This is a genomic window from Agrilactobacillus fermenti (assembly GCF_021030645.1).
Lineage (GTDB): Bacteria > Bacillota > Bacilli > Lactobacillales > Lactobacillaceae > Agrilactobacillus > Agrilactobacillus fermenti.
Genome location: NZ_JACGCJ010000003.1, coordinates 13377 through 36950 on the forward strand (window position 1 = coordinate 13377; position 23574 = coordinate 36950).

The following is a 23574-nucleotide window of genomic DNA, read 5'->3' on the forward strand; positions in this document are numbered from 1 at the left end:
TTGGGTGCGGTTATAGATTGTCAATATTATTTCTGAACGTATATCTAATTAACGCCACTCATTTTGAAAGGGGTACTGACAAGAATGATCGAATTTGAAAAGCCAACTATTGCTAAGGTTGATGAAAGTACAAATTATGGAAAATTTGTTATCGAACCTTTAGAACGTGGATATGGCACGACACTTGGTAATTCACTTAGAAGAATTTTGTTATCTTCATTACCAGGTGCGGCTGTTTCAAGTATCCAAATCGATGGTGTTTTGCATGAGTTTTCAACAATCGATGGTGTTCTTGAAGATGTCACACAAATTATCTTGAATATCAAGAAGCTGGCTTTAAAATCACATAGTGAAGAAGAGCGGACAGTTGAGATCGATGTTGAAGGCCCAGCAAAAGTAACTGCAGGGGACATTATCACCGATAGCGATATTGAAGTGCTAAATCCTGAACAATATATTTGTACTGTAGCTGAAGGTGGCCATTTTCACGTTCGAATGATGGTTAAACAAGGTCGCGGCTATGTTCCGGCTGATCAGAATAAGTCGGATGATATGCCAATTGGTGTTTTGCCAGTCGATTCTATTTTTACCCCGATTGAACGCGTTAACTATCAAGTTGAGAGTACGCGTGTTGGTAAGCGTAATGACTTTGATAAATTAACGCTGGACGTTTGGACAAATGGTTCCATCAATCCTAGAGAGGCTATTAGTTTAGCCGCTAAAATTCTGACGGATCATCTTGATATTTTTGTTAATTTAACTGATGAAGCTAAAAATACAGAAGTCATGGTTGAAAAGGAAGAAACTCATAAAGAGAAAATGCTCGAGATGACAATCGAAGAACTTGATTTGTCTGTTCGTTCATATAATTGTTTGAAACGTGCTGGTATTAATACAGTTCAGGAACTTACAAACAAGACTGAAGCTGACATGATGAAGGTACGTAATTTGGGTAGAAAGTCGCTTGAAGAAGTTAAAAACAAGCTCTCTGACTTGGGACTTTCACTCAAACAGGAAGATTAATTTCAAAGGAGGGTTCACTACATGGGTTACCGTAAATTAGGTCGTAATTCTTCACAACGTAAAGCTTTGTTACGTGACTTAACAACTGATTTAATTATCAATGAACGCATTGAAACAACAGAAACGCGTGCCAAAGAAATTCGCAAATCTGTTGAAAAAATGATCACTTTAGGTAAACGTGGTGACTTGCATGCTCGTCGTTTGGCTGCAAGTTTCGTTCGTGACGAAGTTGCTGATATTCGTGAAGAGGAAGACTCAGTCATCGTTCAATCCGCTTTACAAAAACTGTTCAGTGACATTGCACCTCGTTATACTGATCGTCAAGGCGGATACACACGTATCTTAAAGACACAACCTCGCCGTGGTGACGGTGCGCCAATGGCAATTATTGAATTCGTCTAAGGTATTCAATTAAATAATATAAATGGATCATTCCAATTGTGATAGGACGTTATGATGATGGGCAACCTAGTCTAGTTCGAAAGCATCTTTTGATGTTTCACAGGAATGATTTTTTTATGCATATTTTTACGGCAACAGTGGGTTTTATGATATTATTAACTAAATCACTGTAAAAGCTTAAAGGGATATCTTGTTAATATGAATAGTTTAGAAGTACAAAATCTTTATTTCAAATACTCGAGTGAGGCAACAGATTATATTCTTAAAGATATAAATTTTCAAATTGAAGCCGGTGAATGGGTAGCCATCGTTGGTCATAACGGCAGTGGCAAAAGTACATTGACGAAAAATTTAAACGGTATTTTAGCGCCTACAAAGGGTCGAGTTATCGTTCAGGGTGTAACTTTGGCTGAAGCAACTGTCTGGGACATTCGCCGTAAAATTGGCATTGTTTTTCAAAATCCTGATAACCAGTTCGTTGGGGCAACTGTAGCAGATGATGTCGCTTTTGGACTTGAAAATCGTGCGATGCCTTATGCTGAAATGCATCAACGGGTGCATGACGCCTTGGCGGCTGTGGACATGTTGGCATATGAACGCCAAGAACCGGCACATTTATCAGGTGGTCAAAAACAACGAGTTGCCCTAGCCGGAATCATTGCGATGGCACCTGATATTATTATTCTTGATGAAGCCACCAGCATGTTGGATCCTGATGGCCGGAAGCAAGTTATCGCCACTGTCCAACAACTACAAGCACGGCGACATAATACGATCCTTTCTGTGACGCATGATTTGGAAGAAGCGGCATTAGCCGACCGTGTATTAGTATTAAACAATGGTGAGCTTATTGCCAGCGGGACGCCTTCTAAGGTTTTTTCGCAGCCCAAACTGTTAAAAAAGATCGGCTTAGATGCACCATTTACGCAACGAATTAAACAGGCCTTGATACATCAAGGATTGAAGCTACCAGACGGATACTTAAATTCAAGTGAGTTGATAGAAGCACTATGGACATTGAATTCCAAAATGTGAGTTATATATATGATGCAAATACTCCAATTGCGAGTGTTGGTTTAAAAAACATCAATTTGACAATCAAACAGGGCACATACGCGGCTATTATTGGACATACCGGTAGTGGTAAGTCTACTTTACTGCAGCATCTGAACGCTTTATTGAAGCCCACAACGGGTAAGGTAAAAATCGAGGATCGTGAAATAACGGCTCAGACGAACAATAAGCGGCTAAAGGAAATTAGACACCGTGTGGGGATTGTTTTTCAATTTGCGGAACATCAGCTTTTTGAAGAAACAGTTGGCAAAGATATTGCGTTTGGACCGCAAAATTTTGGCGTTTCCGAATCAGACAGTTTAGATTTAGCACATCAAATGTTAGCTAAAGTTGGCTTAAGTGATGAACTGTTTAATATTTCACCCTTTGATTTATCAGGTGGACAAATGCGGCGAGTAGCAATTGCTGGTGTCTTAGCATTGCAACCAGAAGTCTTGGTTCTAGATGAACCTACGGCAGGGTTAGATCCCCAAAGCCGCAAAGACATGATGGCTTTATTTGCACAGTTACATCAGGAACAAGGCATTACAATTATTTTGGTAACACATCAAATGGAAGATGTCGCTAATTTTGCAGAGCAAGTCTATGTCTTGGAACAAGGGCAATTAATCCGGACAGGTCATCCTGAAGATGTTTTCTTTGATGAAACATTTATTCAACAACACCAATTAGGGGTACCGCAAGCAACTAGTTTTGCGCTAAGTTTACGTCAAAGAGGGCTCAAACTACCTTCACTGCCGTTAACAGAAGCAGATTTAGTTCAAGCATTAACGACGTATTTTGGAAAAGGGAGCGTCAAACATGAATAAGATGATCTTAGGGCGTTATTTACCTGGAGATACTTGGTTACATCGACTCGATCCCCGCACCAAAATCAGCATTAGTTTTTATTTTATTGTTATTATATTTTTCGCTAATAATGTCTTAAGTTATGCTTTGTTGCTAGCTTTTACCTTTGGTGTGATTTTTAGCTCCGGTATTAATCAGAAATTCTTTTTCAACGGTGTACGTCCGTTATTTCTGTTAATTCTGATCACCGTCTTTTTTCAGTTATTTCTTACTCGGGGTGGTCATATTTATTGGTCATTTGGACCGTTCGCATTAAGTCAATATGGCATCAGAAGCAGTATTTACGTATTTTTGAGATTTATGATGATCATTTTGATGTCCACATTATTAATGTTGACGACAGCGCCATTGATGATTGCCGATGCGATTGAATCTTTATTGAGTCCTTTGAAAAGAATACATTTTCCCATTGATCAGATTGCCTTAATGATTTCATTGGCACTTCGCTTTGTGCCAACATTGATGGACGAAACGATCACCATTATGAACGCCCAGCGTGCTCGCGGTGTTGATTTTAGCGATGGTGGATTGATCAAACGAATCAAAGCGATGATTCCGGTATTGATTCCATTATTCGTCAATACTTTTTCACGTGCAGGTGATTTAGGGACAGCAATGGAGTCAAGAGGTTATAGCGGTGAAGGTGAGCGGACACGTTATCGGAAATTAACCTGGGCTCGCCGCGATAATATAGCCTGGGCAGTCATGCTACTTTTGACGGGCCTATTATTTATTTTACGAAACTAGGAGTGCTTTATGACACGTTATAAATTAACACTAGCATATGATGGCACTGATTTTGCAGGCTTTCAGCGTCAGCCTAATCAGCGGACAGTGCAAGGCGTGTTGGAACGGGCTTTGTTCAAAATGACTAAAGGACAAGCCGTGACTGTCCATGGTTCGGGGCGAACTGATTCAGGGGTCCATGCGCTCGGCCAAGTTGTTCATTTTGATTACCCGGGAAATATTCCGGCGGTCAATATGTTGCGCGCACTAAATTCTTTAATGCCACTAGATACCGAGATCTTGAAAAGTGAAATTGTCAGTGAAGATTTTCATGCCCGGTTTAGTACACAAGGTAAACGGTATCTCTACAAAGTGGATCGGGGACGTTACACCAATCCCTTTACGCGACACTATGCCGGACATTATCCATATCCGCTGGACTTAACCCGGATTCAAACCGCACTAGCAGATGTGCAGGGAACACATGATTTCACAAGCTTTGCAGCTTCCGGTGGTGTGATCAAGTATAAAGTTCGGACGATTTATGAAGCAACGATGCTGGATGTTCCTGAGTCAAATCAATTGCACTTTGAGTTTTATGGCAATGGCTTTTTATATAATATGGTGCGTATTTTGGTAGCAACCTTATTAGAAATCGGTAATGGCCGCCGCGATGTCCACGACTTCTTACGTTTATATGCAGTTAAAGACCGGCAGCAAGCACGGAGCACAGCACCAGCTAGTGGCTTGTATTTGAAAAAAGTCTACTATTAACGGGAAAAAGCATTGACTAAGTTATCAATTTTAGGTAGACTAGTAAACGGTATTGTTTGCCCCACGATAAGCCCCGGAACTTATTGAGTGTCAAACATCGACTCGAAAAATGGAGGAAAATAATCGTGCGTACAACGTATATGGCTAAACCAAGCGAAATTGAACGTAAATGGTATGTTGTAGATGCAACTGATATCGCTTTAGGGCGTTTATCTGCTGTTGTGGCTTCAATTTTACGTGGTAAAAATAAACCAACATTCACACCTAACATGGATACAGGCGATAACGTGATCGTTATCAATGCTTCTAAGTTAAAATTAACTGGCCGTAAATTTACTGACAAATTGTATCAACACCACAGTAATCATCCAGGTGGTTTAAAGACCACAACTGCTGGTGAATTGTTAACAAATAATCCAGTTCGTTTAGTTGAAATGTCAATCAAAGGGATGTTACCAAAGAATAGCTTGGGTCACCAACAATTCTTAAAGTTACATGTTTATGCAGATGCTGAACACAAACATGAAGCTCAAAAACCCGAAACTTTAGACATCACTAAATTAATTTAATTAAGGAGGAATTGTAGTGGCTCAAGTATCTTATTCTGGCACAGGCCGTCGTAAAGATTCAGTTGCTCGTGTTCGTCTTGTTCCTGGTTCAGGCAAGATCGTTATGAACAATCGCAACGTTGAAGATTATATTCCATATTCAAATTTAATTGCTGATATGAAACAGCCTTTAGACATCACTGAAACTGCTGGTAGTTATGACATTTTTGTAAATGTTCAAGGTGGCGGTTTCTCTGGTCAAGCTGGTGCAACCCGTCATGGGATTGCTCGTGCTTTACTAGATGTTGATCCTGATTTTCGTGGTCCTTTGAAACGTGCAGGCATGTTAACTCGTGACCCTCGTATGAAAGAACGTAAGAAACCAGGTCTTAAGAAAGCTCGTAAAGCATCACAATTTTCAAAACGTTAATATCTTTTATATCAACGCTCTTGGCACTTTCCAATCTTTGGAAAGTGTTTTTTTGTACAATTAGGTACAAAGGACTTCTAAAAATTACGAGGTATGGACATGCAAGACGTATAAGTAAATAATAACTCTATTTCATCAAAAGGCTTTAACCTTATGTCTATTCAATCGATCACTTTAGATATAAAAGTGTGGTGCTTTTTGCTATACTCAAATGCAAAGGATGATGATGAATGGCAAATCTAATTATTATACGTGGCAATTCTGCGAGTGGGAAAACAACCACTGCCAAGTTGATACAAAAGCATCTGGGTTCAAAGACATTATTGATTTCCCAAGATGTCGTTCGACGCGAGATGTTAGCGACCAATGATCGTGCTGGCAATTTGTCGATTAACTTAATACAAGAGATAGCTGCTTATGGGCTCGCACATTGTCAAAATACGATCATTGAGGGTATCCTTTCTAAGGAGGTTTATGGACAGATGTTGTGCCAACTTGTGCGTTCAGCAGATCATACACAGGCCTATTACTATGATTTGCCTTTTGAAGAAACTGTCCAGCGACACCAAGGCCGCGCTAAAATTGCTGAATTTGGTGAAGCGGAATTAAAACGTTGGTGGTTGTCTCACGACACTTTGGATATTCCAGAAGAAAAAGTGATCCCACAAATTTGGCAACAAACAAAGATTGTCCAATGGATTTTAGAGCGGATTCCTTGAAAAAATAGTAAGATAAAAGACGGCCCATTTAAGTGATTCCCTGTTTAAGTAAGGGTGCTATTTTTGGCGCAAAATAAACAAATCTAATTGCAAGTTTGAAATTGAGATATTAGGGAGCAAAATTGATGACACTTTTAGGAACATTTTTATTTTTGATTTTGGCCGGATTCATTGCCGGTCTGTTAGCTTCAATCGCCGGCTTGGCATCGTTGGCTTCTTACCCGGCATTATTGATGGTGGGGGTACCACCTGTGATTGCTAATGTAACGAACACGACCGCATTGATATTTTCAGGTATTGGCTCAACGGTATCTTCTTTACGTGAATTGAAAGGACATTGGCGTCAATTAGTATCACTAGTCATTATTGCCATCGCTGGTAGTATGTTTGGCAGTTGGTTGTTGCTGATTGCGCCAGCTGCCTCGTTTGAAAAAGTAGTACCCTTTTTTATTTTTGTGGCGGGACTGCTATTATTGCTTTCTGGACGTCAAAAAAATAAGTCCACCTCTTTGGCAACGTCAGCACCCGTGGCCGCGAAGCGTGGTCGTTGGGCTAACACCTTAAGTATGATCGGTATTTTTATTGTAGGGGCTTATACAGGCTATTTTGGGGCAGCTGGTGGTGTTATTTTCCTAGCCATCCTATCTATTATTACGACTGAACGTTTTGCAGTGATCAACGCGATGAAAAACGTGATCGCGTTTGCCGGTAATTTTGTGGCAACGATTATTTTTATTTTTAAATCACATATTGACTGGCTATTGGTTTTACCTTTAGGTGCTGGATTACTGGTTGGCGGTTATACCGGTCCAATTATTGTTCGTCATGTTAATGTTCGTTTATTACGCACATTGATCGCTTTGACAGCTTTTGGTTTAGCGGCATATTTAGGCTATAAAGCTTATAAATAATGTCATGGTGATTAAAAGATAGCAATGCCAAATGGCTGTCCAGCGGGGGGGGAGGATCCGTTGAACAGCCATTTTTTAGCTTGTGTTTGAGTTTTTTATTTGTGCTGGGCACATAGTTAATATAGCGATTTTTACGAATGATAAGTGATATATAACTGTTAATGTATGCTACTTTTGGCTATCTGATTATATTTGTTTAATTTTGAAACAGATAGTTCGGATTGTTTCATTAGATTACCAAACGGATCAATGCCAAGGATAAGATACCAATAATGACGATCCACAATAGATTTTTAGTCAGAATTGCAGTTAAAATGGCGGGTAAAGAAGCCAGCATATTGCCCACATCTACTTGGGGCAAATGACCTAGATTTTGATGAAATAGGCTTTCAAACCATAAGGCAGACATGATCACGATGGGTACAAAACTTAAAAATTCAATGACACTGGTTGGCAATCTAAATTTTTTCAACAGAATAAATGAGATAATACGTGATAGCCAGGTCACAAGGCCACAACCAACAATCGTCCAAAAGGTAAATTCAAAAGAGGACATGCTTGATCACCATCCCTAAGCCACAACTTAACAGCGTCACTACTAAAACTAAGAAATTACTTGGTATAAAAATCAGACCGATATACATCAGAATACAAGTGACTAGCACGACCGTCAGTTGTAAAGCTTTTTTCATACTCTGATCCGCGATAATTTGAAGATATAATAAACCAATAAACATAGCGACTAAGGCAAAATCTAAACCAAATCGTTTGGGATCAGTAATGAAATTACCCAGCAATGCGCCAATCAAAGAGGCAATGATCCACGTAAAATAGGCGGTGAGATTGGCAGTATTGAACCACGGGAAAGAAAGTGTATTTTGAGTTCGATTTAATTTATTCATACTGAGTGCAAACGTCTCATCAGTTAAAAGACTGCCTATCAAAACAACATGCCATGTACGTTCTTGCCGGAAATAAGGCGCTACAGTCATACTCATGAGGATCATTCGCGCGTTTACCAAAAAGACTGCTAAGATAATTGAAAGCAGGGTACTGTGAGAAACCAACATACTAACCATTACAAATTGTGCCGAGCCACCGTATGTGATGGCTGACATTAACGCTACCAATAGAGGACTTAAACCAGAAGCCTTGCCAACAATACCAAAAGCAAGACCAATACCGATATAGCCAAAGACAGTTGGTAGTGTATCTTTCAAGCCCGTTCTTGCATCTAAAACATCATCCATTCAGGTCACTTCCGTTATTGATAGAATTAAGAGTTAATATTTATCTTACCGATTATTATTAAGAAATTCAAATTGAAATTTAAGCTTAAATTAATTATAAAATTGGTTCCATTATGGTGATGACAATTTTAAAAAAGTGTTTTTAATGTTAAAAATGATTGTATTCTCCATTTCTTTGAGGCATTAAAGCACAAATATAAAGTTAAAAGAAAATACTATTGTGTTTGCTTCAAAAAGGTGTTATAAATATCTCTCGTGGATAAAAATTCGGAGGAGGTATCGCAATGTTATTCGGTGAACGGATCCAAGATTATGAAGTGACAGGGTTATTTAAAAATAATCTTGGCAAGGCGATTGCTGAGAAACGCATTTGTCACAATATGTCAAAAAAAGAAGCTAAGATGCAAATGCGTGTGCACCTGTTACGGGCTTATTCAGAGAGTATCGACTTGAATGCACCTGTGCGTATTAATGTTGAGCCAGTGCGACACTAATTATGGCAAAAAAGTTTACTATTATTTGTTTTCCTTTTATCATATGAGTAAGAGGAGGCTACCAAATGGATGACGAAACAAAAGAAACCCCAAAGTTTTCTATTGGCGATAAAGTAACAGTACGCAAGAGTGTAGATGTTCCGCTGTCATTTAAAGGAACAGTTTCTAAAGTCTATACGAATTCTGCTTTAGTGACGATCGATGACTATGAGCCTGAGCAACGCACCATTGCTGAAGACCTGAAGTACAAGACAATCGTTAATTTTAAGCATATTCGCAAGATTGGTAAAACAGCTAAAAAATCATCGAAAAAATAATTCTGTGATACCAGGAAGTTTGGTTGAAAAACAAAATAGGCCACAGTAAAAATAAGTTCAAGAATAGATCGTTATTCTTGGGCTTATTTTTTTGCCTAATTATCCGTATAGACAAGTTAAAGTTCATGTATATTTTACAAATCTCTATATAATATGAACTGATAAATAAGTGGGGGATGAAATAATGGCTAATACTCTTGGAACAGTAACTGAAACACATCAATATCGGTGGGTGATCTTGGTCGCAATCGGGCTGTTTTCTTTTATGTCTAATTTAGATGCTAGCATTGTTAATATTGCGATGCCGCAAATTTCTAAAGGCTTGAAAGTTCCAGTGAATCAAGCAGAATGGGTCGTATTTATTTGATTTTTATGTGTGCCCGGTTATTATTTTTTGGACGTTTTTGGGGCATGAGTCTGGCTGCGGGTCGGCAAGTAACCACTTATTTACCGAATCAGCCCGCTGTCTTTCTGACTGGGATGCGGCTAGCTTTTGCGGTTTCGATGGTGCTTTGTTTGGCAGCTGATTTAATTAGTATTTGGCGACTGGTTGTTAGCCGTAAGCTGCGAATCGATTGCTAGCTTTTTTCATATGATTAAGCTTATGAAATCGGTTGTATTAATGACTGACTTGTTTTATGCTTACCTTTAAGATATGGGGGTAAAGCAGATGACAACTTTGAAAGATGTCGCCCGTTTGGCTAATGTTTCGGCATCTACGGTATCTCGAGTGTTAAATCATAATCCGGCGATTAGCACGGCCACACAGAAAAAAGTTTTACGAGCAATGCAAAAATTGCGTTACGTACCAAATTCGAATGCGCGTAATTTGGCCTTACAGCATACGATGACGCTTGGTGTAATCCTGCCAGCCACGCAAGCAATGGTTTTTTCAAATCCATTTTTTGTGGCTTTGATTCAAGGTATCAATCATATTTGCAGTCAAAATAACTATTTAACGGCAGTTGCGACGGGTGATGATATTCAAGAATTACAACAAACGATCACAATGATGGCCCAGCAAAATAAAATTCGACAGTTTATCTTGCTGTATTCACAAAAAAACGATCCTATTTTGCAAATATTGCAACAATTGGGGTTACGTTATGTTATCTTGGGTAAACCCTTTGAAAATAGCCAAGCTATGCCTTATGTGGACAACGATAATATCCTCGCTGGCACAGATGTGACCACGTATCTTTTAAAGCAAGGTCATCGGGCGATCGGTTTCTTATATAGTGATTTATCCCAGATGGTTCAAGCGGATCGCTTATTGGGTTATCAACGGGCAATGCAACAAAGTGGTCTACCCCAGCATGCGTTTCAAATCAATGATGATTATGAGCAGCTGCAAACACAATTGCGTCACATCATGGCCTTGAAACCTGAGATCACGGCATTGATCACAACTGATGACATGCAGGCTTTGGCGGTTCAACAGGCTTTGGTGCCGCTAGATCTGAAACGCCATATTTCGCAAATTAGTTTCAATAATTCTATTTTTGCCCGCGTCGCACGGCCGATGCTAACTTCGGTGGAAGTTTTCCCGGTAAAATTAGGTGAAGAGGTGGCTAGATTAGCCATTCAAGACCATGCTGAAACATTCGTCAGTAACTTGATCATTCCCCACCGGATCATTGAACGATCATCGGTGTGGACACAATAATTAGCAGCTTAGGGAGGTAAAATGGTGACAACACTAGAAGATATTGCGAAGGCGGCTCACGTTTCTAAGATGACGGTTTCTAGGGCTATCAATCATCCAGAGCAGGTGCGGGATGAACTTAAGATCAACATTTTTAAAGTGATGCATCAATTGGACTACCGGCCCAATGTTGCAGCTAAGGCTCTTGTTCGCAATCGTACACAAATTATTAAGTTTTTTATTTTAGAAGATATTGATATTACGGAACCTTATTATATGAAGCTAATGGTAGGTCTAGCGGAACGTTTGGCGAAACAGCAGTATTCTTTACAATTAATGACAGACCGTCATTTGGATATTGGAGGCAGCGATGGTTATTTGATCACCGGGATGCGAGCCAAGGATCACGAGTGGCTATCCCGGTTAGAACTGCCCTTCGTTACTTTTGGGGAAAACCGCTGGCACTTTAATTTTGTAGATACCAATAATGAATTGGGTACACAGATGGCGACTCAGTATGCGTTCAGTCGCCATTACGAGCATATTATTTTTATCGGCATGGCTGTGCAGGAACCTTATGAACTGTCCCGGGAAAAAGGGTACACTCATGTGATGCAAGCACAGGGCATGGTGCCAGAAATTAAGCGGTTTAATAATCATAGCCGTATTGCCATGCACTATATTCAAACCCAATTAGCAACGATCCCAGCCAATACTTGTTTTGTTTGTGCCAGTGATCGTTTGGCTTTTGGTGTTGAAAAGGGTATTTTAGAAGTGACTGGATCAGTCGGCAACAATTATGGTGTCATTGGGTTTGATGGCGTCTTTCTAGATCAGGTTGCGACACCAAAGTTGACTACGATCGAACAGCCAATGCTTGATTTGGGGACACGTTGTGCCGATATGCTACTGGCTAAAATCAACCATCCAGAACAATCTTTAGAAGATTGTTTGTTAAAGCCGCGTTTGAAGCTTGGCGGGTCGACTCGATGAATGACAGCTGTTATGGTGCCTTAATATTTTGTTACCGATAACACGCAGTTAAAAATTGAATTATTCAGTTTGATTCTATAAAGTAAATTTATAACATTGTTTGGTGTGATAATTTACTTTTTTTAATGATAATTATAATGATTCAATAAAGGGAGGAAACTGCGTTGGCCGTTGATTGGCATCAGAATCAAGTTATTTATCAGATATATCCTAAAAGTTTTTATGATTACGACCAGGATGGTGTCGGTGATCTTCAAGGTATTATTGCCAAACTAGATTATCTCAAAACATTAGGCGTCACGACACTTTGGCTTAATCCAATTTTTGTTTCACCACAAAGAGATAATGGCTACGACGTTTCAAATTATTTTGCTATTGATCCTATGTTTGGGACAATGGCTGATTTTGAAGCACTGGTCGCAGCTGTCCATCAGCGCGGTATGTATTTGATTTTGGACTTCGTGTTAAATCATACTTCTGATCAGCATCCTTGGTTTTTAGATGCTTGTCGGTCAAGAGATAGCCCGTTTCGTGATTACTATATTTGGGCAGATGGTCAAGGTGATCGTGAACCAAATAATTGGGCTTCTTTTTTTGGTGGTTCCGTTTGGCAAAAAGAACCCCAAACGCAGCAATATTATTTTCATTTGTTTAATCAGCAAATGCCTGACTTAAACTGGCGAAATCCAGAAGTTCGCCAGGCCATGTTAGAAATCGCTGAATTTTGGGTTGATAAGGGCATTGATGGGTTACGGTTAGATGCTTTTATTCATATTGCTAAGGCGGCTTTAGATCAGGATTATCCCGGATTAGAAGATCAATTGACAGTGGCGGAGTTTTATGTAGCTAATCTTCCAGAAGTGAATCAATACTTAGAAGCTTTTGTAAGTGCTTTGAAACGCAAACAGCCTGATTTATTTATTTTAGGTGAAGCTGCTTCAGCAGACACGACTTTACTGGCTCAGTACACGGATCCAACTAGATCTCGCTGTGATGCTGCTGTAACATTTCGAACGCTGGTAGACCGACCGATTGTTGAAGATCGGGATTTGCCTTTTCGCGTCCAGCGCAAAGAAATTGATGTCTTGGAAATGCAGCAGCAATTTGCGGCGATTAGTGCTCAGGTGCCAGCACCACCAGTTTTGTATTGGAATAATCACGATATGGCGCGTACAGTCGATCGCTATCCCATGTTTGGGGATAAAAATGACTATTTAGCAGCCATGGCGATGGCGATGTATCTCCAACGCGGTATTCCCATCATTTACTATGGCGAGGAATTAGGTCAAGCAGGAGAAGTATTTGATAACTTAAATGATTTTGAGGATATCGTTTCATTGAACTGGATCATGCAAGATCCACGCATGTCTTTATCGCCAACTGAATTCTTAGCTCATTTGAATCGGGTGCATAAAATGACTGCTCGTGGTGCAATGCATTGGGCGCCGGGAGAATATCACGGCTTTTCGCAAACGCGGCCCTGGAAAATCGGGGTAACGACTGAAGGAACGGCTGATGTGGTGACTGAGTCAAAAATGCCCCATAGTTTATTACACTTTTATCAACAGCTTTTACAGTTGAGACAGCAAAAGATTTTTGTTCAGGGGGCGCAATACTTTATGATGGTGCCCAAAGATGTCTATGCTTACCGCCGTCAGTGTGGGCAGCAGCAAATTGCTGTGGTGGCTAATTTGTCGGGGGATGCCCATGAAGTGACATTACCTAGTGTGGCTAAAGAGATTTGGCTGCAACGGGGTGAAGCTATAATCGATGGTCAAAAAATAAAAATGGCACCAGTAAGTTGTCTTGCGGTGGCCTTGGAGGATATCAAATAATGGCTTTAGATACAGATATACGTTTACGTAATGCTGTCATTTATTCAATCTTTGTTCGGAATCATACGCCTGCTGGGACTTTATCAGCGGCTATGGCAGACTTGCCTAGAATTAAAGCTTTGGGAACGGATATTGTTTGGCTGATGCCAATTCAACCGACCGGGCAAGTCGCTGCTAAGGGTGCCTTAGGGTCACCTTATGCAATTCGTGACTATCGTCAAATTGACCCAGCTATCGGTACTTTTACAGATCTTGAGGCCTTCGTCAAACGAGCACATGATTTAGATATGCGTGTCTTGTTAGATGTCGTCTACAATCATACCGCGCCAGATTCGGTGCTGGCACAAACACATCCAGAATGGTTTTACCGGACAGCCGCCGGTAAAATGGGTAATCGTATTGCTGATTGGTCTGATGTGGTGGATTTAGATTATCGGCAAAAAGTACTGTGGGATTATCAAATTGAGACTTTGAAATTGTGGCGGCAGTATGTGGATGGCTTTCGCTGTGATGTTGCGCCATTAGTGCCGCTGGCTTTTTGGCTGAAAGCGCGGCAAGTGATCAATACGGCGAATCCAGATACGATCTGGTTGGCAGAAACTAATCATCCAGAATTCATTAAAATCGTTCGGGACATGGGTTTTGACGCAGCTTCCGATAGTGAGATCTACCAAGCCTTTGATATGACCTATGAATATGATGCGATTGAAGCATTTAAAGCGGCTTTGGCAGGCAACATCAGTTTGGCGGAATATGCTCGGCTGCTGGAACGGCTAGATATTACGTATCCCAAAAATTATGTCAAGATGCGTTTCTTAGAGAATCATGATAATGAACGGGCCACAAGTTATATTCACGATGATACGACTTTGATCAATGCTTTAGCGTTCAAATATTTTGAAAAGGGCAGCTTTTTGATCTATGCCGGTCAAGAATTTGGCGCACAGCATTTGCCGTCTTTGTTTGATTCTGACAAGATCGATTTAAGTGCAACCGATGCCAAAATCGATCTGACTCAGTTTATGCAACAATTAAGTCAATTAAAACATCAGCCTTTACTGAGATCAGGGGCCTATTTTGTAACGGCTGAAAACGATCGTGTACTCAATGTGCGTTATGAAAAGGCAGAACAAAAACTCATTGGCTTTTTTGCTTTAAGACCTTTTGTTGGTCAATTAGAGACGACATTAGCACCAGGCACCTATCGAGATTTATTGACGCAAAGGGATATGGTGATCGAGCAGGGCAAAGTTCAATTTGAAGGACAACCACTGATTTTACAACCCATGTAGGCCGGCTGTCAGATCAAAAAACTGCAATGGGTATCATATAACCAGTGCAATTATGAACAATTGCATGAGAACTTATTTTTGTTACCGGTAACATTCACATTTCTGATTGTGCAATCGCTTTCAAAGGTCCATAATAATAAGTGTCATAAAATACTTAATTTGTTAGGGAGGCTCTAACTTATGAAACTAGGTTGGAAAAAAATTGCAGTTGTGGCCATGGCAACTGTAGCAACGACTTTATTAGCAGCATGTAGCGGTGGTAGTAGCTCTGGTTCCAGTAATGATAATGGCAAAACAACGATTTCGATTTTACAAGGGAAAGTCGAAGTTAATAAGCAATTGAAACAAATTGCCAAAGAATATGAGAAGTCACATCCTAACGTTAAAATCACCGTCTCCTCAATTGGTGGGGGTACAGATTATAATCCCGTGTTGAAGACACGAATTTCTTCCGGAAATGCGCCAACGATTTTTAGTTTGGCTGGCCCAGCAGATGCCAAACAATTCTCAGCACAAGCAGCTGATCTGTCGAATACAAAGATTGCTAAAGCAGCTTTAGCGGGCACAACTTCCGCAGTCAAACGTAATGGCCAAACACTTGGGGTACCATTCAATATTGAAGGTTACGGTTTTGTGATCAATAAGACAGTTTTCCAAAAAGCTGGGATTGATCCAAACAGTATTAAAACTTATGCAGATCTACAAAATGCCGTACAAACCTTAGATAGTAAGAAATCTGAATTAGGCATTAAAGGTGTCTTTGCTTTACCTGGCAAGGAAAGTTGGGTTTTGTCTGACCACTTAGCCAACTTATATCTGGGTCAAGAATTTAATGGCAATGCCAAAAAAATGTATGATTCCAAGAGTATGAAATTTACGGCGAATGAAGAAATGAAACAAATGATCGATTTGCAAAAACAATATTCGATTAAACCAGTGATGCAGATGGATTATTCACAACAAGTCAACCAGTACTTCTCTCAAGGTAAAGCAGCTATGATTCAACAAGGGGACTGGATCTATCCAACGGTCGAACAGATCGATAAGAACTTTGCGCAAAATGAAATTTCCATGATCCCTATTCCAGTTAAGGGTGAAGAAGGTAAATTACCAGTGGGCACTTCGCTATACTGGGCTGTCAATAAGAAGAAATCTAATAAAGAACAAAAAGCTGCAGAAGACTTTTTAGCTTGGCTCTATACTTCTGATGCCGGCAAGAAAGATGTCGTTAATAAATTGCACTTTGTTCCAGCTTACAAGGGCTATGATAACTTCAAGATGGCTGATCCATTATCACAAGTTGTCTTTGATTATTCCCAAAAGAAACAGACGACTGGTTGGGTCTTTCCTGCATATACCGGCACGTCATGGGATCCAAATACGTTACAACCAAACTTACAACGTTATTTAGCTGGTAAACAGAGCTGGAATAAGACAGTTAAGAACGCCGTTGACGGCTGGAAACAACAGCAAAGCACAAAATAATCATAACTTAACTTAACTCTGGATTTATCTCTAAGAGGGGGATAATGATGAAAAATCGTAGTTTATCATTTTGGCTTTTTGTCATGCCAACCCTCGTTGCCTTACTATTAGTTGTGTTTATTCCAGCTATTATGGGAATTTTCTATTCTTTCACGAACTGGGATGGGTTAACTTACACAACGATATTAGGATTTAAAAATTACATGGCGATCTTCCACGACAGCGGCTTCTTAGCCGCCTTGTGGTTTACAGTGAAATTTGTGGTCGTCACCGTAATTTTACTCAACGTGATTGGCTTGTCATTAGCATTACTTGTGACCCGTAAATTTAAGGGCAATAATTTATTAAGAACGATCTTTTTCATGCCTAATTTGATTGGTGGGTTGATTCTTGGTTTCATCTGGCAATTTATTTTTACTCAAGTCTTTGATGCCATCGGTTTATCCGGTTGGCTGACCAACCAAACAACTGGTTTTTGGGGCTTAGTAATTGTCACGATTTGGCAGATGAGTGGCTATATTATGATCATCTACATTGCCTATTTGCAAAATATTCCCACTGAAGTTATTGAAGCCGCTGAAATTGATGGGGCTTCTGCTTGGCAGCGGTTCTGGAATATTACTTTTCCAATGATTGCGCCAGCATTTACCGTCAGCATGTTCTTGACATTATCCAATGGGTTTAAACTTTACGATCCCAACTTGTCTTTGACGAATGGGGGACCCTATAAGTCGACGGAAATGTTAGCCATGAATATTGTCAATACGGCCTATTCTGAAAATGATTTTGCTAAGGCCGAAGCTAAGGCATTGATCTTCTTCATCATTGTCGGGGCGATATCCTTGGTTCAGGTCTACTACAATCGCAAACGGGAGGTTGACTTATAATGAAAAAATTTTTAACACTACTTGTCGGCCTTCTATTAGGCTTGTTGTGGATCTTTCCATTTTATTTAATTTTGACGAACTCATTTAAAACACCAAAAGGCATCTTTGCTTCTGTGTTGGGCTTGCCGCATCCGGCCACCGGCGCTAACTACCAGGATTCATTTAAAGCTTTAGATTTTATGCGTTCTTTGGGTAATTCATTGATCATTACGGTCGTAGGGGTCATTTTGATTATTATTTTTTCATCAATGGCAGCCTTTGCCCTACAACGAAATAAAAGTAAATTATCTGGTGGCATCTTGATGTTATTCGTGTCAGCCATGTTGATTCCCTTCCAAACTGTCATGATTCCTTTAACAGCTAACTTTGGCCGCGTACACATGTTAAATATGTGGGGTCTGATCATCATGTACCTTGGCTTTCAATCTAGTCTGTCGATTTTCTTGTACCAAGGCACGATTGCCTCTATTCCTGTTTCAATGGATGAATCAGCTGAACTAGAAGGTGCCAATAAATTTCAGACTTTCTTCAAAATTATTTTTCCCATGTTAACACCAATTACGACCACTGTTGGTATTTTGAATATTATTGCCATTTGGAATGACTATCTGTTGCCGTCACTTGTCTTACCGCAGCACCAGTACACCATTCCATTGCAGATGTTCTTCTTCTTTGGTCAATACACCAAACAATGGCATTTAGCCCTAGCCGGACTAGCACTCTCTATCCTGCCAGTCATTATCTTTTACGCCTTCGCACAACGTTATATTATCAAAGGCGTCACCGACGGCGCAGTCAAATAGCAGAGCAGAGCGTGAGCAACACCGGTTAGCTTCAGAGCACTAACAAGAATCACGCTGAATGGCGATTGCCATTCAAGAGATTCGTAGTTAGGTGACGAAGCTGGTGTTGCGAACGCGTTTAAGCAAAAGCTGCTTGCATTAGGCAACAAGTTTGGCTGGGCGAGCGCGTTTAAGCAAGCCAAAATTCAAGGAGGTCTTTCCCGTGCTTAATTTACAATCTAAATTTGGGCAACGATTATTAGCTATCGGTAATTGGCTGACGGCATTGGTCTCCATTAACTTGGTTTGGTTTGCGGTAACGCTGCCATTTTGGATTTTGTTAGTCTTTTGGCTAGCTTTACCCAGTGGGCCAGTTGCTTTAGTTACACTGATGCTTGTTTTACTCAGTGCCATGAACTTTTTGATGCCTGCGAGTCAGGGTGTTTTTGCAAGTGTCATACACTGGCAAGCAATGGATCACAATACCTATTTTAAAGAGACTTGGCAGAGTTTTTTACGATCGCTGAAGCAGTGGCGTTTCAATCTGATTGCCGCATTAGTCGGGACACTATGGGTCCAATTCTTCAAAATCGCTAAAGATCAGGTCTTTTTATCCGCTGCCTTAATTGCGGGAGCAATCCTGTTGTTGATGGTTTGGCTCGATCTAGTGTTGGCCGCTCAATATGATGTTGCACCGTTACATCTTTGGTTGAAACAGCCATTGCGGTTTTTCTTAGTGACCGTCATTATGATTTTGTTACTGGGGGTCAATATAGAACTTCGGGTAATTTTTCTGCTGTTGCTATGCAGTATGTCACTGTCAGCCTTTTGTGCCAACAAGTTGATCAAAGTTGATTAGGGCTAATATGAGAGTGAGACAAAAGGCGGTCAGTGGCCGAGCACTAACAAGAATCACGATAAATGGTGAGCTTTTCCATTTGAGTGAGTCGTTGTTAGGTGAGGACATTGCCTTTTGGAACACGTTTAATTGACAGGTAGCTGAAAACAAACTGTTAGTTTTGTCTCAGCGGCTTATATGACGAGGAGCGTTTAATATGCAGATTCAATTAGAACACGTTTATAAAAGATATCCTGGCAATGATCAGGATTCTGTAACTGATTTCAATTTAGATATGGCTGACAATGAGTTTGTTGTGTTTGTTGGACCATCCGGCTGTGGAAAATCAACCACATTACGGATGATTGCCGGTTTGGAGGACATTACCAAGGGTGATCTAAAGATGGATGGCAAAGTCATGAACAAAGTCCATCCTAAAGATCGCAATATCGCGATGGTTTTTCAAAATTATGCGTTGTACCCCCAAATGACTGTGTTTGATAATATGGCCTTTGGGCTAAAAATTCGTAAGATGGCTAAACCGGAGATTAAAAAACGCGTCGATGAGGCGGCTGAAATTTTAGGCTTAACAGATTACTTGCAACGTAAACCTGGCGCTTTATCCGGGGGACAACGGCAACGGGTGGCTTTAGGCCGTGCAATCGTACGTGATGCCAGTCTGTTCTTGTTAGACGAGCCGCTTTCTAACTTGGACGCCAAACTTCGGGTTCAAATGCGGACAGAAATTGCCCAACTGCACCAACGTTTGGGAACTAATATGATCTATGTGACCCATGATCAAGTTGAAGCGATGACGATGGCTGACCGCATTGTAATCATGAATGACGGTAAGATCCAACAAGTTGGGACGCCTGATGAATTATACAATAAGCCAGTCAATAAATTCGTTGCTGGCTTCATGGGCTCCCCATCCATGAACTTCTTTGAAGCCAGATTGCATGATGGCATCGTTAGTAACGGGAAAGGCTTGACCGTGGCGGTACCTGAAGGTTGGCTAAAAACCTTGGTGGCTCAAGGTTATAATGACAAAGAATTGGTCGTAGGTATTCGCCCAGAAGATATTCATACGGAAGAAGTAGCACTTGAAGCCATGCAAGATGCCGTTGTGAACGCGCGGGTAGAAGTTTCTGAATTCTTAGGTACGGATTCTATGTTGTATTCCAAGACTGGCGAAACCGAATTTGTCGCTCAAGTGAATGCACGTGATTACCATAAACCTGGTGAAAATGTTCAGATGGCTTTTGAAATGAGTAAAGCGCATTTCTTTGATAAAGATACAGAAGCTGTTATTACAGCTTAAACAAGCAATGATGAAAGGAGGGGTATGAAATGCAAAGAATCTTTGATATTGATCCTTGGCACATTAGAACCAGTCAGTTTGATCCAGCGCAACGCCGATTACAAGAATCCATGACGAGCTTAGGGAACGGCTATATGGGCATGCGCGGTTTTTTCGAAGAACAATATAGCGGGGACAGTTTACCAGGTATTTATATCGGTGGCATCTGGTATCCAGACAAAACCCGGGTTGGCTGGTGGAAAAATGGCTATCCTGAATACTTCGGAAAGGTGATCAATGCCGTTAATTTTATCAAAGTTGAAATTTTGGTGAACGGCGAACCCTTAGATTTAGCTAAGGATACGATTACTGATTTTCAATTAGATTTGGATATGCGCCAAGGGCTATTGACGCGACGCTTCACTTTGATCCGTAACGATGTGAAATTAGCTTTTCAATTTGAAAGGTTTTTAAGTATTGCGACTAAAGAATTGGCGGCACAGCGTATTCAAGTGACTAATTTGAGCCAAGCGGCTGTTCATTTAGAGATCAATTCAGTACTGGATGCAGATGTATCAAATGAAGATGCGAACTATGGCACGCACTTTTGGACTGTTCAAGAATTACAAGCTCAAGCTACCCAAGGTTATTTGCAAACCGAGACCATTCCGAATGATTTTGGCACACCACAATTTGTGCTGGGGGTCTTAATGGCAAATGATTGTCAAGGTTTAGCCCCTCAAACTGGGACAGATAATGGTGTATCTGTAAGCAATCGTTTTGTTGGTGAGCTCGCTAGTCAAGGTCAGGCGACATTAGTTAAAAAGACGATCGTCACGACTTCACGAGATTATACGCGAGAGCAGTTGAAAACTCGAGCCGCAGAACTTTTGAAGACAGTAGCCAGTCAGAGTTTTGCGGCGCTATTGGCCGCTTCAGCTGAGCAGTGGGCGCAACGTTGGGCTAAGTCAGATGTGCAGATCAGCGGAGATGACGCTGCGCAACAAGGCATTCGTTTTAATCTATTTCAGCTGTTTGCTACCTATTATGGTGAAGATGCGCGGTTGAATATCGGTCCCAAAGGCTTTACTGGTGAAAAATACGGTGGTGCAACATACTGGGATACAGAAGGATTTGCTTTACCAGTTTACTTGGGCATTGCGGATCCTAGTGTCGCTCGCCACCTGTTACAATACCGATATGACCAACTATCAGGTGCTTTTCATAATGCCAAACAGCAAGGATTAAAGGGTGCACTATATCCAATGGTGACTTTCAATGGCATTGAAAATCATAATGAATGGGAGATCACTTTTGAGGAGATCCACCGTAACGGGACGATTGCTTATGCAATCTATAATTACACCAAATATACTGGTGATGAAACTTACCTTAAGGCAAAAGGTGTTGATGTCTTAGTGGCTATTTCCCGTTTTTGGGCCGATCGGGTACATTATTCCAAACGGCGCGGAAAATATGTGATTCATGGTGTGACCGGGCCAAATGAGTATGAGAATAATGTCAATAACAATTGGTATACCAACTTCTTAGCCCAATGGACATTAAAATATACCTTGGCGCAGTTACCGAAAGTATCGGCTGAGAAGCAAACAGAATTGGCAGTTAGTGAAACGGAACAAGCACATTGGCGGGATATTGTTGATCGCATGTATTTGGGCGTGGATACTGAGACTGGCGTGTTCATTCAAAATGATGATTTCTTTGATAAAGATCTTCAACCAGTATCTACCATTCCGCGGGAACAGCGCCCAATCAATCAGCACTGGTCTTGGGATAAAATACTGCGGTCACCGTACATTAAACAAGCTGACGTGCTCCAAGGAATTTGGTATTTTATTGATGATTTTGATACTGAAACGAAGCGCAAAAATTTTGATTTCTATGAACCATTAACGGTCCATGAATCTAGTTTGTCACCGTCCGTTCATGCTATTTTAGCTGCTGATCTCCACGATGAAGCCAAAGCTGTAGAGATGTATGCTCGCACTGCGCGCTTGGATCTAGATAATTATAATAATGATACGGATGACGGCCTGCATATTACCAGTATGACTGGCAGTTGGCTTGCCATTGTTCAAGGTTTTGCAGGCATGCGTGTCCGTCAGGGGCAATTACACTTTGCACCATTTTTACCGCAACAATGGACGGGCTATGAATTTCGAATTTTATTCCGTGGCCGTTTGATTCAAGTATCAGTGACTAAAACTGGCAGTCAGTTAACGTTACTCCAGGGCGAACCAATTACCGTAGATTTAGCTGGTAAACCAATGAAATTAATCGCTAAGGAGGCTGACTAATGGCTGACTTCAAAACAATTAAAGGTTTTGCATTTGATTTAGACGGGGTAATCACAGATACTGCTCGATTCCATGCCCAGGCGTGGCATAAGACGGCTGATGCGGTCGGCACACCTTGGTCTGAGACTTTGGCTAATGGTTTGCGCGGCGTTAGTCGAATGGACTCACTAGAGCTTATTTTACGTACCGGTGGTCACGAACAAGATTACACGCAGGCGCAAAAAGAAGCGTTGGCACAACAGAAAAATGATAATTACCAGGCGCTGATCCAACAATTGACGCCCGCTGATATTTTACCGGGCATACTTCAATTTTTAGATGAATTGCAACAGGCGCACTATTTATTGTCGATTGCTTCTGCTTCTAAGAATGCGCCCTTTATCTTAGATAAATTAGGTATAGCGGATCGCTTTGACGGTATTGTGGATCCCAATACGCTGCATCAAGGTAAACCAGACCCTGAAATATTTATTCGTGCTGCCGAAATCATTCATTTACCGCCAACGCAAGTGATCGGTATTGAAGATGCTATTGCTGGTATTGCTGCTATCAATGCTGCCGGTGAAGTTTCAGTTGGCATTGGGGACCCGCAAGTATTATCAGCAGCCAATATTAATTTCAAAGATACCCAAGCATTGACGCTAAAGCACATTCAGCAAAGCGTATATTTTCAATCATAATT

At 40.8% G+C, this 23574-nt stretch carries 25 protein-coding genes and 1 pseudogene; 24 read left to right on the forward strand and 2 right to left on the reverse strand.

All coding sequences use genetic code 11. From position 1 onward, the window contains the following. The first annotated feature begins 84 nt into the window (after nt 1-84). The 10 genes from FHQ08_RS01320 (at nt 85) to FHQ08_RS01365 (ending at nt 7456) form a co-directional block, all read left to right on the forward strand. On the forward strand, nt 85-1023 hold the full coding sequence (locus FHQ08_RS01320) for a DNA-directed RNA polymerase subunit alpha (RefSeq protein WP_230912582.1): 939 nt from the start codon (nt 85-87) through the stop codon (nt 1021-1023). A 21-nt stretch (nt 1024-1044) separates the two neighbouring features. Then, nucleotides 1045-1425, forward strand: a complete 381-nt coding sequence (rplQ, locus tag FHQ08_RS01325; protein WP_230912583.1) for a 50S ribosomal protein L17 — start codon at nt 1045-1047, stop codon at nt 1423-1425. A gap of 198 nt (nt 1426-1623) precedes the next feature. After that, a complete protein-coding gene (locus FHQ08_RS01330; protein ID WP_230912584.1) occupies nt 1624-2460 on the forward strand; it encodes an energy-coupling factor ABC transporter ATP-binding protein in 837 nt (278 codons plus the stop codon). Further along, nucleotides 2436-3308 (forward strand): energy-coupling factor ABC transporter ATP-binding protein, encoded by an 873-nt coding sequence (locus FHQ08_RS01335; protein WP_230912585.1) that lies wholly within the window; start codon nt 2436-2438, stop codon nt 3306-3308. The genes FHQ08_RS01330 and FHQ08_RS01335 overlap by 25 nt, the downstream gene beginning before the upstream one ends. Next, complete coding sequence (locus FHQ08_RS01340) at nt 3301-4095, forward strand: energy-coupling factor transporter transmembrane component T family protein (protein ID WP_230912586.1); 795 nt, start codon at nt 3301-3303, stop codon at nt 4093-4095. The genes FHQ08_RS01335 and FHQ08_RS01340 overlap by 8 nt, the downstream gene beginning before the upstream one ends. A 9-nt stretch (nt 4096-4104) precedes the next feature. Further along, on the forward strand, nt 4105-4848 hold the full coding sequence (gene truA / locus FHQ08_RS01345) for a tRNA pseudouridine(38-40) synthase TruA (RefSeq protein ID WP_230912587.1): 744 nt from the start codon (nt 4105-4107) through the stop codon (nt 4846-4848). Between the two features lie 125 nt (nt 4849-4973). Beyond that, nucleotides 4974-5417: a 50S ribosomal protein L13 gene (gene rplM / locus FHQ08_RS01350; RefSeq protein ID WP_230912588.1), complete on the forward strand. Its 444-nt coding sequence runs from the start codon at nt 4974-4976 to the stop codon at nt 5415-5417. Between the two features lie 16 nt (nt 5418-5433). Then, nucleotides 5434-5826: a 30S ribosomal protein S9 gene (gene rpsI / locus FHQ08_RS01355; RefSeq protein ID WP_230912589.1), complete on the forward strand. Its 393-nt coding sequence runs from the start codon at nt 5434-5436 to the stop codon at nt 5824-5826. A 230-nt stretch (nt 5827-6056) separates the two neighbouring features. Next, nucleotides 6057-6545: an AAA family ATPase gene (locus tag FHQ08_RS01360; RefSeq protein WP_230912590.1), complete on the forward strand. Its 489-nt coding sequence runs from the start codon at nt 6057-6059 to the stop codon at nt 6543-6545. Nucleotides 6546-6670: 125 nt separating this feature from the next. After that, nucleotides 6671-7456, forward strand: coding sequence for a sulfite exporter TauE/SafE family protein (locus FHQ08_RS01365; RefSeq protein ID WP_230912591.1), 786 nt, complete (start codon nt 6671-6673; stop codon nt 7454-7456). A 229-nt stretch (nt 7457-7685) separates the two neighbouring features. Here the strand turns inward: FHQ08_RS01365 and FHQ08_RS01370 are convergent, their stop codons facing one another. Both FHQ08_RS01370 and FHQ08_RS01375 read right to left on the reverse strand, forming a co-directional pair. Next, nucleotides 7686-8012: an AzlD domain-containing protein gene (locus tag FHQ08_RS01370; protein WP_230912592.1), complete on the reverse strand. Its 327-nt coding sequence runs from the start codon at nt 8010-8012 to the stop codon at nt 7686-7688. Further along, nucleotides 7999-8706, reverse strand: a complete 708-nt coding sequence (locus FHQ08_RS01375) for an AzlC family ABC transporter permease (RefSeq protein WP_230912593.1) — start codon at nt 8704-8706, stop codon at nt 7999-8001. Before FHQ08_RS01375 ends, FHQ08_RS01370 begins: the two co-directional genes overlap by 14 nt. A 284-nt stretch (nt 8707-8990) precedes the next feature. On the opposite strand from FHQ08_RS01375, the gene FHQ08_RS01380 reads away from it, so the two are divergent. The 14 genes and pseudogenes from FHQ08_RS01380 to pgmB all read left to right on the forward strand — a co-directional run bounded on the left by FHQ08_RS01380 (nt 8991) and on the right by pgmB (nt 23572). Next, the gene (locus FHQ08_RS01380) at nt 8991-9200 is read left to right on the forward strand and encodes a hypothetical protein (RefSeq protein WP_230912594.1); all 210 of its coding nucleotides are present in this window, start codon (nt 8991-8993) and stop codon (nt 9198-9200) included. Nucleotides 9201-9265: 65 nt separating this feature from the next. Further along, on the forward strand, nt 9266-9517 hold the full coding sequence (locus tag FHQ08_RS01385; protein ID WP_230912595.1) for a hypothetical protein: 252 nt from the start codon (nt 9266-9268) through the stop codon (nt 9515-9517). Nucleotides 9518-9701: 184 nt separating this feature from the next. Further along, a pseudogene (locus FHQ08_RS01390) lies at nt 9702-9919 on the forward strand (MFS transporter); the annotation flags it as partial. A 268-nt stretch (nt 9920-10187) separates the two neighbouring features. Continuing rightward, entirely contained in the window at nt 10188-11183 is a 996-nt protein-coding gene (locus FHQ08_RS01395) for a LacI family DNA-binding transcriptional regulator (protein ID WP_230912596.1), read from the forward strand. 24 nt (nt 11184-11207) lie between these two features. Then, entirely contained in the window at nt 11208-12155 is a 948-nt protein-coding gene (locus tag FHQ08_RS01400; protein ID WP_407929106.1) for a LacI family DNA-binding transcriptional regulator, read from the forward strand. Between the two features lie 164 nt (nt 12156-12319). Further along, complete coding sequence (locus FHQ08_RS01405) at nt 12320-13990, forward strand: glycoside hydrolase family 13 protein (protein WP_230912598.1); 1671 nt, start codon at nt 12320-12322, stop codon at nt 13988-13990. Then, nucleotides 13990-15282, forward strand: coding sequence for an alpha-amylase family glycosyl hydrolase (locus FHQ08_RS01410; RefSeq protein ID WP_230912599.1), 1293 nt, complete (start codon nt 13990-13992; stop codon nt 15280-15282). The genes FHQ08_RS01405 and FHQ08_RS01410 overlap by 1 nt, the downstream gene beginning before the upstream one ends. Before the next feature lie 180 nt (nt 15283-15462). Next, complete coding sequence (locus tag FHQ08_RS01415) at nt 15463-16767, forward strand: ABC transporter substrate-binding protein (protein WP_230912600.1); 1305 nt, start codon at nt 15463-15465, stop codon at nt 16765-16767. A gap of 47 nt (nt 16768-16814) precedes the next feature. Further along, nucleotides 16815-17654, forward strand: coding sequence for a carbohydrate ABC transporter permease (locus FHQ08_RS01420; RefSeq protein WP_230912601.1), 840 nt, complete (start codon nt 16815-16817; stop codon nt 17652-17654). Further along, complete coding sequence (locus FHQ08_RS01425) at nt 17654-18457, forward strand: carbohydrate ABC transporter permease (protein ID WP_230912602.1); 804 nt, start codon at nt 17654-17656, stop codon at nt 18455-18457. Before FHQ08_RS01420 ends, FHQ08_RS01425 begins: the two co-directional genes overlap by 1 nt. Before the next feature lie 202 nt (nt 18458-18659). Further along, nucleotides 18660-19295, forward strand: coding sequence for a hypothetical protein (locus tag FHQ08_RS01430; protein WP_230912603.1), 636 nt, complete (start codon nt 18660-18662; stop codon nt 19293-19295). Between the two features lie 196 nt (nt 19296-19491). After that, nucleotides 19492-20595 carry an ABC transporter ATP-binding protein gene (locus tag FHQ08_RS01435; protein ID WP_230912604.1) on the forward strand — a complete coding sequence of 368 codons (1104 nt, stop codon included), beginning with the start codon at nt 19492-19494 and terminating at the stop codon, nt 20593-20595. Between the two features lie 29 nt (nt 20596-20624). Next, complete coding sequence (locus FHQ08_RS01440; protein ID WP_230912605.1) at nt 20625-22892, forward strand: glycoside hydrolase family 65 protein; 2268 nt, start codon at nt 20625-20627, stop codon at nt 22890-22892. After that, nucleotides 22892-23572 carry a beta-phosphoglucomutase gene (gene pgmB / locus FHQ08_RS01445; protein WP_230912606.1) on the forward strand — a complete coding sequence of 227 codons (681 nt, stop codon included), beginning with the start codon at nt 22892-22894 and terminating at the stop codon, nt 23570-23572. Before FHQ08_RS01440 ends, pgmB begins: the two co-directional genes overlap by 1 nt. Nucleotides 23573-23574: the final 2 nt, after the last annotated feature.

Excerpts from the sequence above, each read along its gene's own strand:
- FHQ08_RS01420 (WP_230912601.1), top strand. The coding sequence starts at position 16,815 with ATGAAAAATCGTAGTTTATCATTTTGGCTTTTTGTCATGCCAACCCTC.
- FHQ08_RS01415 (WP_230912600.1), top strand. The coding sequence starts at position 15,463 with ATGAAACTAGGTTGGAAAAAAATTGCAGTTGTGGCCATGGCAACTGTA.
- FHQ08_RS01340 (WP_230912586.1), top strand. The coding sequence starts at position 3,301 with ATGAATAAGATGATCTTAGGGCGTTATTTACCTGGAGATACTTGGTTA.
- FHQ08_RS01410 (WP_230912599.1), top strand. The coding sequence starts at position 13,990 with ATGGCTTTAGATACAGATATACGTTTACGTAATGCTGTCATTTATTCA.
- FHQ08_RS01435 (WP_230912604.1), top strand. The coding sequence starts at position 19,492 with ATGCAGATTCAATTAGAACACGTTTATAAAAGATATCCTGGCAATGAT.
- FHQ08_RS01375 (WP_230912593.1), bottom strand. The coding sequence starts at position 8,706 with ATGGATGATGTTTTAGATGCAAGAACGGGCTTGAAAGATACACTACCA.
- truA (WP_230912587.1), top strand. The coding sequence starts at position 4,105 with ATGACACGTTATAAATTAACACTAGCATATGATGGCACTGATTTTGCA.
- FHQ08_RS01330 (WP_230912584.1), top strand. The coding sequence starts at position 1,624 with ATGAATAGTTTAGAAGTACAAAATCTTTATTTCAAATACTCGAGTGAG.
- FHQ08_RS01385 (WP_230912595.1), top strand. The coding sequence starts at position 9,266 with ATGGATGACGAAACAAAAGAAACCCCAAAGTTTTCTATTGGCGATAAA.
- FHQ08_RS01320 (WP_230912582.1), top strand. The coding sequence starts at position 85 with ATGATCGAATTTGAAAAGCCAACTATTGCTAAGGTTGATGAAAGTACA.
- FHQ08_RS01395 (WP_230912596.1), top strand. The coding sequence starts at position 10,188 with ATGACAACTTTGAAAGATGTCGCCCGTTTGGCTAATGTTTCGGCATCT.
- rplQ (WP_230912583.1), top strand. The coding sequence starts at position 1,045 with ATGGGTTACCGTAAATTAGGTCGTAATTCTTCACAACGTAAAGCTTTG.
- FHQ08_RS01380 (WP_230912594.1), top strand. The coding sequence starts at position 8,991 with ATGTTATTCGGTGAACGGATCCAAGATTATGAAGTGACAGGGTTATTT.
- FHQ08_RS01335 (WP_230912585.1), top strand. The coding sequence starts at position 2,436 with ATGGACATTGAATTCCAAAATGTGAGTTATATATATGATGCAAATACT.
- pgmB (WP_230912606.1), top strand. The coding sequence starts at position 22,892 with ATGGCTGACTTCAAAACAATTAAAGGTTTTGCATTTGATTTAGACGGG.
- FHQ08_RS01370 (WP_230912592.1), bottom strand. The coding sequence starts at position 8,012 with ATGTCCTCTTTTGAATTTACCTTTTGGACGATTGTTGGTTGTGGCCTT.
- FHQ08_RS01440 (WP_230912605.1), top strand. The coding sequence starts at position 20,625 with ATGCAAAGAATCTTTGATATTGATCCTTGGCACATTAGAACCAGTCAG.
- FHQ08_RS01425 (WP_230912602.1), top strand. The coding sequence starts at position 17,654 with ATGAAAAAATTTTTAACACTACTTGTCGGCCTTCTATTAGGCTTGTTG.
- FHQ08_RS01365 (WP_230912591.1), top strand. The coding sequence starts at position 6,671 with ATGACACTTTTAGGAACATTTTTATTTTTGATTTTGGCCGGATTCATT.
- FHQ08_RS01360 (WP_230912590.1), top strand. The coding sequence starts at position 6,057 with ATGGCAAATCTAATTATTATACGTGGCAATTCTGCGAGTGGGAAAACA.